6 protein-coding genes are annotated in these 10,898 nt (G+C 65.2%); 1 reads left to right on the top strand and 5 read right to left on the bottom strand.

Annotated features, from left to right (window positions below; all coding sequences use genetic code 11):
* Positions 1-451: 451 nt before the first annotated feature.
* Positions 452-3,391, top strand: a complete 2,940-nt coding sequence (locus tag QOC89_RS31385) for a mechanosensitive ion channel domain-containing protein (RefSeq protein WP_323048599.1) — start codon at positions 452-454, stop codon at positions 3,389-3,391.
* 203 nt (positions 3,392-3,594) lie between these two features.
* On the opposite strand, the gene QOC89_RS31375 is transcribed toward QOC89_RS31385, so the two are convergent.
* The 5 genes from QOC89_RS31375 to rpoN all read right to left on the bottom strand — a co-directional run.
* The gene (locus QOC89_RS31375) at positions 3,595-5,871 is read right to left on the bottom strand and encodes an ATP-dependent DNA helicase (RefSeq protein ID WP_323048598.1); all 2,277 of its coding nucleotides are present in this window, start codon (positions 5,869-5,871) and stop codon (positions 3,595-3,597) included.
* Positions 5,868-7,793, bottom strand: coding sequence for a VRR-NUC domain-containing protein (locus QOC89_RS31370; protein ID WP_323048597.1), 1,926 nt, complete (start codon positions 7,791-7,793; stop codon positions 5,868-5,870). Before QOC89_RS31370 ends, QOC89_RS31375 begins: the two co-directional genes overlap by 4 nt.
* A gap of 104 nt (positions 7,794-7,897) precedes the next feature.
* Positions 7,898-8,443, bottom strand: a complete 546-nt coding sequence (locus QOC89_RS31365) for a hypothetical protein (RefSeq protein ID WP_323048596.1) — start codon at positions 8,441-8,443, stop codon at positions 7,898-7,900.
* Between the two features lie 19 nt (positions 8,444-8,462).
* On the bottom strand, positions 8,463-9,650 hold the full coding sequence (locus QOC89_RS31360; protein ID WP_323048595.1) for a pyridoxal phosphate-dependent aminotransferase: 1,188 nt from the start codon (positions 9,648-9,650) through the stop codon (positions 8,463-8,465).
* A 148-nt stretch (positions 9,651-9,798) separates the two neighbouring features.
* On the bottom strand, positions 9,799-10,898 hold a 1,100-nt coding region (gene rpoN / locus QOC89_RS31355; RefSeq protein WP_323048594.1), incomplete at its 5' end, for an RNA polymerase factor sigma-54.

The following is a 10,898-nucleotide window of genomic DNA, read 5'->3' as shown; positions in this document are numbered from 1 at the left end:
GATCCGCGCGGCTACCGGAAAAACTGCCGTGCCGTCGCGCTAAAGGCGCGTACCTCAAAGCGCGTCACCGCTTGCGCTAGCGTCATGTGCGCGGTCTTCCCGGCCGGAGAACCCCGGGCAACGTGCTCGACGCGTCAATCGGTGCGATGTAAGGGAGCGCGGGCGGAATTCCGCGCGCAGCGGCAGAAGTGCTGACCGGTTCGCGTGGTCTGCCGGGCAAGCTCTGCGTGGTCTGCCGGGCAAGCTCTGCGTGGTCTGCCGGGCAAGGTTTCTGCTACCCTGGGTTACAGTCGGTTACAGTTCGCGCCGGCTCACCGCTCGTTTGTGCAAGCGCTGAAAGTCGCGGAAGGAACTTGTACGACCAGAACGGTGTCGGTTCAGGGTCACACCGCCGCACCGATCCGCGCGTTCCGGCACCGCTGTCCGCCCCTGGTACCCCGCTTTACACCCTATGCGCAAAATACTCCACGTCTGTTTTCTCGTTCTGCTTATCCTTGGCGCCTCGCCGGTCTTTGCCGCCGCGGTTGCCGCCGCGGCGCATCCTCCCGCCGCCTCCACGCCATCCGGCACCGCGGTCTCGCTGACGCCGGAGCAGGCCCGCCAGGCCCTCAGCGTCCTCAATGACCCCAAACGCCGCGCGCAAGTCAGCGACACGCTGCAGGCGATCGCCGCAGCGGGCGCACTCAGCGCGCCGCCCGCCTCGGCGACTGCGGCGGCTACGGCTGCGTCGACACCCACGGCGGCCAGCAGCGCCGCCGCGCTCGTTCCTGCCGCGTTCAAGTCCAATGGCCTCGCCTCGCAACTGGCCCGTCAGGGCGCGCATTGGGCCGTCCATCTGGGGGTGTCGTTGCGCGGCTCGGTCGCCGCGTTGCTCGATGTCGCTTCGGTACGCGCCTGGTGGAACTGGCAGTTCACCAACCCGCAGGCGCGTAGCGTGCTCGTTCATGTCGTGCTGTCGCTGTTGGCGGCACTGCTGCCCGCGCTCGTGCTCGAATGGCTCGCGCGTCGCCTGTTGCGCCGCGTCTATGCGTTTCTTGCCGCGCGCCGTGAACTGGGCAATGAAGACAGCGCGCCGCAAGCCGACCTGCCCGTCGACGTCCTGCCGCAGCCGGCCGATGCGCCGAATGCCGCCCCGCCACTGCCGGTTTCTCCTGTCGCTCCGGGCGCGCCCGCTTCAGCCGCGTCGCCTGCTTTAGCCGCTTCACCTGCTTCACCTGCTTCACCTGCTTCGTCCGCTTCACCCGCTTCGTCCGATGCAACGGGCCAGACGGCGAAGCCCGGTGTGTCCTCGCCCGCGGCCGCGCCGACCACCGGCAAAGCCACCGAAGCCAAAGGCAAGCAGAGCGCCGTGCATCACTGGACGCTCCTGCAGCGCCTGCCGCGCGCGCTGCTGACGCTGGTGCTGCGCCTGCTGCCGCTAGCGGTATTCATCGGCGCGGCGAGCGCGCTGATGTCGATCTTCACCGACGACGGCACGCCGCAAGACCGCGCGCTCGATTCGCTGATCGACATCTATGTGCTGTGCCGCGTGATCGTGATCGTCAGCGGCTTTTTCCTGCAGCCGAGCGCGCCGCGCCTGCGTCTGTTACGCATGAGCGATGCGTGGGCGCTTTTCGTGCAGCGCTGGATGGTGCGGATCGTCGCCGTGGTCGGCGCCGGTTCCGCGATCGCGGAGATCGCGCAGTCGCTCGGTTTGAACGACGCCGCGCACCTCGCGCTGATGAAGGTCGTCGCGCTCGCCGGCCACATCATGATTTCGATCCTGATCCTGCAATGCGCGACGCCGGTCGGCGAATTGATCCGCAGGCGTTTCGCCGCGCGCGAATCGCTGCAAATGTTCGGCAATGCGCTCGCCGACGCGTGGGCGTGGTTCACGGTGTTCATCGTGATGGCGCTGTGGTTCGTCTGGGCGCTCGACGTGCAGAACGGCTATCACACCCTGCTGCATCTCGGCGGCATAACGCTCGCGATCCTGGTCGGCGCGCGGGTCGCCTCGATCGTGATATTCGGCGCGATGGCGCGGCTCTTCCATGCTCAGGACGACGCAGCAAAGTCGCTCGTGCATGAGCATGCCTACCGCTACTACCCGCTGCTGCGGCGGGTGGTAGCGTGGATCATCGGCATTGTCACCGCGCTCGCGCTGTTGCAGGTATGGGGTGTCGACGTGGTCGACCTGTTCCGCAGCGGTTCGGTCGGCCATCGACTGGCGTCAGCGGTCATCACCATCGGCGTCGCCGCCGTGATCGCACTGGTGGTGTGGGAAGGCGTCAACGTGTCAGTCGAACGGCGGCTGGAGCGCTGGACCACCAGCGGCGACCTGGTGCGCGCCGCGCGCCTGCGCACGCTGCTGCCGATGCTGCGCAGCGCGCTCTTCAGCGTGATCGCTCTGGTGGTGGTGCTCACCGGCCTGAGCGAACTCGGCGTGAACATCGGACCGCTGCTGGCCGGCGCGAGTATTTTCGGCGTGGCGCTCGGCTTCGGCTCGCAAAAGCTGGTGCAGGATTTCATCACCGGCATGTTCCTGCTGATGGAAAACGCCATGCAGGTCGGCGACTGGGTCACGCTCGCGGGCGTGTCCGGCACGGTCGAATATCTGTCGATCCGTACCGTGCGCTTGCGCGGCGGCGACGGCTCGCTGTACACCGTGCCGTTCAGTTCGGTGACAACGGTCAACAACACCAATCGCGGACTCGGCAATGCGGCGGTAAAGGTGAACATCGTGTTCGGCGCGGATGTCGACCTGGCAATCGACACGCTGAAGGAAATCGGCGCCGCGCTGCGCGAGGACGAGAAGTTCAAGGACGGCATTCTGTCCGACTTCAGCTTCTGGGGCGTGGATGGGGTGGACGGTTCCGCGGTGACGCTGGCCGGCCAGATCCAGTGCCGCGACAGCGCGCGTTGGGGCGTGCAGCGCGAATTCAACCGGCGCATTGTCGACCAGTTCAGCGCGCGCGGCATCGAAATCGCCAACCCGCAGCGACAATTGCTGACGTGGGACCCCGACAGCGTAGCGGCCAAAGTCGATTCGAACGGCGCGCCGGATGAGGGCTTCAAGGCGTTGGCGAAAGATGCGCCTCCTGCTATGGCGAAGGACGCGCCTCCCGCAATGGCGCAGGACGAACCTTCCGCAAAGGCGAAGAGCGAACCGCCAGCAACGGCAAAGGATGAACCTCTTGCAAAGGCGAAGAACGAACCTCCCGCCAAGGCAAACGCCGAACCTCTTGCAAAGGCGAAGAGCGAACCTCCCGCCAAGGCAAACGCCGAACCTCCCGCAAAACCGGCGGCCAACAAAGCCGACGCGCCGGTGGAAGATCAACTGCCCGTCGACCCTAAACCGGCCGGTGGCCCAGGAACGCCAGCAAATCCTGGTTCAACCTCTCCGCATGAGTGAAGTACAGGCCGTGGCCGGCGCCTTCGTAGACGTTTAGCGAAGCGCCTTCGATCAGCGCCGCAGCGGTAGGCGGGTCGATTACCTGAGAGGTAAAGAGTCAGGCTTTGGGAGCGGCAACGCGTCGGCTTGTTGCTGGCGCCTGCTGCATCCGCCAGTTGCATCTGCCGGTCGCATCTGCCTGCTGCATCTGCCGTCGCGCTTACTTACTGCACCTGCCACCAGCGCGGCAGCAACCGCCGCACTTCCGGCCGCCGGTAGCGGTCGTCGATCAGATGCACCACACCCTGGTCCTGCTCGGTGCGAATCACGCGGCCCGCGGCCTGCACGACTTTCTGTAACCCCGGATACAGATACATATAGTCGTAGCCGTTGCCGAATTTCGCCTCCATGGTGCGTCGCATCTGCTCATTGACGTCGTTGATCTGCGGCAGGCCGAGCGTCGCGATAAACGCGCCGATCAACTGCTGCCCGACCAGATCGACGCCCTCCGAGAACGCGCCGCCTAGCACGGCGAAGCCCACACCCTGGTTCATGGTGCGAAAGCGCGCGAGGAACGCATCGCGCGCCGCCTCGTCCATGCCCGGTTCCTGCGCCCACACCGGCAATTGCGGATGACGCTCGCGCATCAACGCCACCACTCGCTGCAGATAGTCGAAGCTGCTCAGGAAGCCGAGATAGTTGCCCGGCTGCGCTGCGTACTGCGTTGCGATCAGATCGACGATCGGCACGAGCGAACGTTCGCGGTCACGCCAACGCGTAGAGACATGGCCGGCCACACGCACCTGCAATTGCTCGGCGCGGAACGGCCCTTCGACATCGAGCCAGCTGGTCTGCTCGGGCAGACCCAGCGTGTCGCGATAGAAATGATGCGGATTGAGCGTGCCGGAAAACATCACCGTGGTGCGCGCGGCCGCGTAGCGCCCCGCGAGGAACGGGGCCGGGATCACGTTGCGCACGCACAGCGTGGCACTCGTCTTGTCGCGCGGCGTGTAACGGTCCGCGGTGAGGGTGATGTCGAAAATCGAATGCTCGCCGAATTGCTCCGCCAGCGCGACGAAATGCATGGCGTCGAAGAAAAACCGCAGCGCTGCTTCATCGATTGAAAGCGGTGCTTCGGCGAGTTGATCCGTCACCGCGGCGATCAGATTCTGCGCGGCCGAAAGCAGTTTGCCGGGGACCTCGGCATAGACCTGATACGTGTCGGTCTGCGCGCGCCTGACGGCGCTCCACTCGCGCTGAAGCCGTTCAAGCGGCTTCTTCAATGTGGCGGGCGCGCTTTTGCGGGCGAGCCGGAATGCGGCCTGATCGAGCGACGCGCTGTACATGCGCCGGGCCCGGTCGAGCAGGTTATGCGCCTCGTCGACCAATACGCCGACGCGCCACTGATTGATCTGCGTCAGCGCGTACAGCATCGCGCTGCCGTCGTAGTAGTAGTTGTAATCGCCGACCACCACGTCGGACCAGCGCGCCAATTCCTGTGCGAGATAGTACGGGCAGAGCGCGTGCGCGAGGGCCGCTTCGCGCACCGCCGCCCGGTCGAGTCTCGGCCCCGCCAACGCCGCGCTGCGGGCCGCGTCGAGCCGGTCATAGAAGCCACGCGCGAGCGGACAGGACTCGCCGTTGCAGGCCTTGTCGGGATGCTCGCAGGCTTTGTCTCGCGCGACCAGTTCCAGCGTTCTCAACGGCAAGCGCGCGGCCGATTGGCCCGTGCCTTGATGAAGTGTTTCGATCGCGTCGAGGGCAAGCGCGCGGCCCGGCGTCTTGGCGGTGAGGAAGAATACGCGGTCGATCTGGTCCGCCGCGCACGCCTTGAGCAGCGGAAAAATCGTCGCCAGCGTCTTGCCGATGCCGGTCGGCGCCTGCGCCATCAGCGGCTTGCCGTCACGCGCCGCGCGATACACCGACACCGCCAGTTCGCGCTGACCGCTACGGAACTGGCCATGCGGAAACTGCAACGCGCCGAGCGCGGCATTACGCGCGGCCCGATGGGCCTCTTCCTGCACGGCCCAATCGAGAAAGCGCTCGCATTGTTCGACGAAGAAAATCTCCAGCTCACGCGCGCTGTGCGTTTCGCTCAGCAGCGTTTCCTTCTGACTACCGATATCGAAGTACACCAGCGCGACCGTCAAGTCGGCGAGCCCGCGGGCACGGCACAGCAGATGACCGTACACCAGCGCCTGCGCCCAATGCAGCGTGCGGTGATTGGCGGGCATTCGTTCGAGCGCGCCACGATGGGTCTTGATCTCTTCCAGCCGGTTCGCCGCCGGGTCGTAACCGTCGGCGCGGCCACGCACCGTCAAACCACGATGCGTGCCGCTCAGCGTGATCTCGGTTTCATACCCGCTGGCGCGCCGCCCGGCGACCGTGACGTGGCCGGCCATCCCTTCCAGCGAGGTGGGCGCGGGCGTGAAGCGCAGATCCAGATCGCCGCGCCTGGCGGTGAATTCGCACATCGCCCGCACGGCGACCACGTAGGTCATGCGGTGGCCTCGTTCTGAACCACGGCGCTGACTTCGGCGGCGGCAGCGCCGTGCGGCACCGCTGTCGCCTCCACTTCCGCGATTTCCGCCGCCTCGCCGGTCTCGACTTCCGCGACCGCGCCGGAGGCCGCGACGTTCTCGTCGGCCCACCGCACGTCGAGCACACGTACGGGCATACCGTGTTGCGCGCAGTAGGCGAGCCAGCGGATCTGGTTGTCCTGCAAGCGGTCGCCGGGGCCTTTCACTTCGATCAACTCATAGCGGCGTTCGCCCGGCCAGAAACGAATCAGGTCCGGCAGGCCTGAACGGTTGCCACGGATATCGCGCAGCAAGCGCTCGAACCAGAGTTTCAGATGTGCGGCGGGCAGGCAATCGAGCGCCCGTCCGACCAGTTCCGGCGTCAGCAGGCCCCAAAATACAAACGGCGATTGCAGACCCGCCTTGCTGTGCAGATGCCGCAGAATCGACTCGCGATAGGCGCCGCTGTCGAGTTGCGCGAGACACGCCGCGAATTGGCCGGCGCGACGCGCCTGAAAATCCGGTGCATGCAGATCGGCCGGACCCCGCTGAAACGGATGGAAAAACGCGCCGGGCAGCGCCGCGAACACCGGCTCCCAGCACAGCAAACCGAACAGCGAATTGATCAACGCGTTTTCGACGTAATGAACCGGCGCCGAGTCGCACGTCAGATGATCGCGGGCGATGTATTCCACGGGTTGCGGCGTCTCGGGCCTCGGCAGCACCAGCGTGCTGCGCTCGACCGGCCGGGCGGCCGGTACGCGCGCGACCCGCTCGCCACGCTTGCGCTGCAAACGAGGCAGCATGCGGGCGACGCGCTGCGCTTCCTCTTCGCTTTCCGGCGTGGCCGCGGCTTGCGAAGCGAGAGCGAAGGCTTCGGCGAGGCGCTCGCTGCGCTCCAGCACACGCAAGCGCCGATGGCGCGCGCCGGGCCACGCGCAACGCTCATAGACAGCCAGTGCGGCGGCCCAGTTCTGCCGACGCTCGCAATGCTGGCCGAGACGAAACAGCAGTTTCGCGCGACGCGTTTCGAGCCAGGCGTTCGAGGTTTCGATCGCGGCGATCGCGGCGACGAGTTCGTCGATCGCCTCGGCTTCCGGCTCGCCCGTGGGCAGCCATTCGAGCGCTTCGCGGCACGCATGCAACGCAAGGTACACGTCGACGTCCAAGCGTTGCTGGAAGGCGCGGGACGATGCGGCGAAAGCAACCTTTTCGTACTGGAACACGCCGAGATCGGCGAGCACGAACTCCGACCAGTCCTGCTGCAGATTGCCGAAGAACATCAGACGCAGACGCTCGCAAAGCGGTGCGATCGCGACGTGGAAGACGCGATCGGAGGTTTGGGTGTGCCATGTGGACAGGGAATACGTGGCGGCGCCTCGTTCTTTGCCTTCGTCTTCGCGGTGGCCTTCGCATTCGCGGTGGCCTTCGCATTCGCGGTGGCCTTCGCCTTCGCGGTGGCCTTCCTCTTCATAAAACGGTCGCAGTGCTTCCAGCAGATCGGCTTTGCGCAAGCCCTTCGCGCCGGGGATCAAGGCGATGGCGTCCGCAAAGATCAGCAGCAGCTCGGGACGCGTGGTCAGCGCGAACAGCTCGTCGAGCGTCAGAGCCGGTTCGGCGTCGACCCAGCCGAGCGCGGTCAGCGGCGCAGCCGCCTGCAAGGGGCAGCCGATTTCGTCGTAAGAAAGACGGCTGGCGCGGAACAGTGTGCCCTTGCGCATCAGCATGCGAACCAGCAATGCACGCGAGCTCTGCGGCAAAGCGGCGAAATCGCGCAGGAAGCCATGTTCGTGCGCGTCCAGCAGATCGTCGTAACGCTCGGCGAGCCACGCCAGCGCACGCTCGAAGTTCTGCAGGTAATAAAGGGCATCAGAGCGAAGGTCTGATGGAGCATCTGTCGCCACGGCGCTTTCACGGAACCTGTATGTTTATACAGTGATGATAGCAAAATCCGTGAAGGGGTTTGGCGGAAATAAGTTGGCGAAAGCAGCGTGAGGGCCACTGCCCGTCAAAGCGTCGCCAGAAGTCTCAATGCCGTCGACTTGAACACCGCGAAGGCTTCGCCGAAGGTTGGCCTCGTCGTCCCATAGACAAGCGGCAGCAGCACCTGCTCGTATTCACGTTTCGTCCGCTCTTCGGTTTCGGCCAACGCCAGGGCCGCCGCCATGGACTGCTTCGGATCTTCGACGAACGCCGTGTGATGGCGAAACTCTCCGCGATCGTTTTCGACGCAGTCCCTGAAGTGAGCCGCGGCTCGATCGACGAATGCCGTGTTCGAGCCAACCATGCAATACGTGTCGTAGATGTGACGAACCAATGCCTGGTCCACCAGCGCGGCTGCGATGGATCCTGCCGCCAGCGATTGGCGCAACGAAAGATAGAAGCGAAGAGTCATGTCGTTTCCGGCTGCGAGTCGATAGGCGTGGGTGTTGCGCCGCAGTGACGTCCCGGTGCTGCGCCGATATGCCGGTTGTTCTGTTAAGACGAACTCGGCGAGCGATTCTTGACACCAGCATCGGACGCATTCACCCAAAACCGGCCGCCATTCATCCAAAAGCTCCGCTTTCGCCCGCCTACACTGTCGTTCGCACCGGCAATCCGCCGACAAACGCGGCAATCCGTTCGCACGCGTCGATCAGGCTGGCTTCGTCGACCACGAACCCGAGCCGCACGAAACCGTTCGCCGTCTCGCCGAAGGCACTAGCGTCGAGCAGCGACACGCCTTGCGCGCGAAACAGTTGCCAGGTGAACTCGACCGTATCGAGGCCCGTGCCGCTGACGTCGACCATCATGAACATGCCCGCTTCGGGCAGCAGGCAGCGCAAGCCCGGTACACGATGCAAGCGCTCGAACACCACCTCACGGCGGCGCCGGTAAATCTCGCGCATCTCAGCGACGACCTGCGCCTTGTTCTGCAAAGCCGTCAATGCCGCCTGCTGGATGAACCCCGGCAAGCCATAGTGCATGGCCAGCGCGAGCCGCCCCATATGCTCGATCAGGATGCCAGGCCCGATCGCCCAGCCCACCCGCCACCCCGCCATGGCATGCGACTTCGACAGACTGCCGAGCGTCACGGTGCGTTCCGCCATGCCGGGCAGCGCGGCAATGCTGACGTGCTCGCGCTCGAAGGTGAGGTCCGCATAGACCTCGTCGGAGAGTACCCACAAGTCGTGCTCGCAAGCGATCCGCGCGATGCGTTCGAGATCGGCGCGCGGCATCACCACGCCAGTCGGATTGCAGGGTGTCGCGAAGAAAATGGCCTGGGTGCGTGGGGTGACGGCGGCTTCGAGCGCGTCGCAATCGAGGTGAAAAGCGCGCGCGGGATCGACCGGCACCGGCACGAGCGTGGCGCCCGCGGCGCGCACGCAGGCCTCATACGTGAGATACATGGGCTCCGGAACGATCACTTCGTCGCCCGCTTGCAGCAGGCACAACGAGGTTGCGAACACGCCGTTCTGCGCGCCCGCCGTCAGGATCACGTTGGCGGCGTTCACGGCGCGACCGGTGGCGCGCGTGTGTTCCGCGGCAATCGCCGCACGCAGCGGTTCACGTCCGGACACCGCGCTGTAATGCGTATCGCCACCGCGCAAGGCCTCGACCGCACGCTCGACAATCGGCGCGGGCGTCGCGAAGTCGGGATCGCCCACGCTCAGCACGATCACATCTTCGCCTCTCGCAAGCGCCTGTTGAGCGACGCGATGAATTTCCCACGCCGACGTACGCCTGCCTTGCAAACGCTCGACCAGATTCGAGTACTTCATGGAACACATCCCGTTTCGACTTGAGCCGCCAATGTAATGGGGCGTGCGCGAAACGTCCAGATACGAAAAAGCGCCACGCGAGCCTTGAAGCTCGTGTGGCGCTGGAGCAATGACCCTCGTGAGAGAGCCCGCAAAAACAATGCTGCGTTTAAATCTGCCGACGCAGTTCCGCCGGCGGCACCTTCATCAGGTGACGGTATTTCGCCACCGTGCGCCGCGCCACCAGCACGCCCTGATCGGCAAGCATTTTGGCGAGCGTCACATCGGACAGCGGGTCGCGCGTATTCTCCGCGGCGATCATTTCCTTGAGCAGCGCGCGCACGGCCGCGGCCGAACAGGTGCCGCCGCTTTCCGTGCCGAGTTCACGCGGGAAGAAGTGTTTGAACTCGAAAATGCCGCGCGGCGTAGCCATATATTTGTTGCCGGTCGCCCGCGAGATAGTGGACTCATGCAGGCCGAGTTCTTCGGCGACATCGCGCAACACCATCGGCTTGAGCGCGATTTCGCCGTACTGGAAGAACGCTTTCTGATGCGCGACGATGCACTCGGCCACGCGTTGAATCGTATCGAAGCGCTGCTGCGCATTGCGGATCAGCCAGCGTGCTTCCTGCAACTGCTGCGCGAGTGGCGAGCGGCTCGCACCCGCCGATTGCGCGAACAACTCGGCATACATGCGATGGATGCGCGCGCGCGGCTGCACCGCCGGATTGATCGCCACCACCCACTTGTTGCGCACCTGACGCACGATCACGTCCGGCACCACGTAGTTGTCTTCGGTACGGCCGTAGCTGTTGCCCGGCTTCGGATCGAGTTTGCGCACCAGCGCGCAGGCCACCCGCAGTTCCTCGGCGCTGCAGCCGATCTGCTTTTGCAACTCAGCCTGCTCGCGGCGCGCGAGACGTTCAAGATGATGTTCGACGATCTGCCGCGCGACGTCGCGCCCCGGCGTGTCCGCGGGCAACGCGTTCACCTGCAGCAGCAGACACTCGGATAGCGACCGCGCACCCAGACCCGGCCGGTCGAGCGATTGCACGAGGCGCAGCGCCACGAGCAATTCTTCTTCGGTCAACTCGGGTTCGAGATCGACGCTATCCGCGAGATCGGCGAGGTCCTGACGCAGATAACCGTCGTCGTCGAGCGCCTCGATGACGAAGCGCGCGACGGCGCGATCGCGGTCGTCAAGCCGGTAGAGGCGGAGCGCGTCGTGCAGTTGCTCGCGCAATGTCGGCTGTGAGCGCGCCCATTCCG

Origin of the sequence: Paraburkholderia sp., assembly GCF_034668105.1 — a bacterium.
In the GTDB taxonomy this organism is placed as follows: Bacteria; Pseudomonadota; Gammaproteobacteria; order Burkholderiales; family Burkholderiaceae; genus Paraburkholderia.
The sequence above is the reverse complement of the archived record's forward strand: the minus strand, read 5'-3'. Positions and strand labels throughout refer to the sequence as shown.

Coding starts and splice junctions, on each gene's coding strand:
- QOC89_RS31385 (WP_323048599.1), top strand. CDS start 452: ATGCGCAAAATACTCCACGTCTGTTTTCTCGTTCTGCTTATCCTTGGC.
- QOC89_RS31375 (WP_323048598.1), bottom strand. CDS start 5,871: ATGACCTACGTGGTCGCCGTGCGGGCGATGTGCGAATTCACCGCCAGG.
- QOC89_RS31360 (WP_323048595.1), bottom strand. CDS start 9,650: ATGAAGTACTCGAATCTGGTCGAGCGTTTGCAAGGCAGGCGTACGTCG.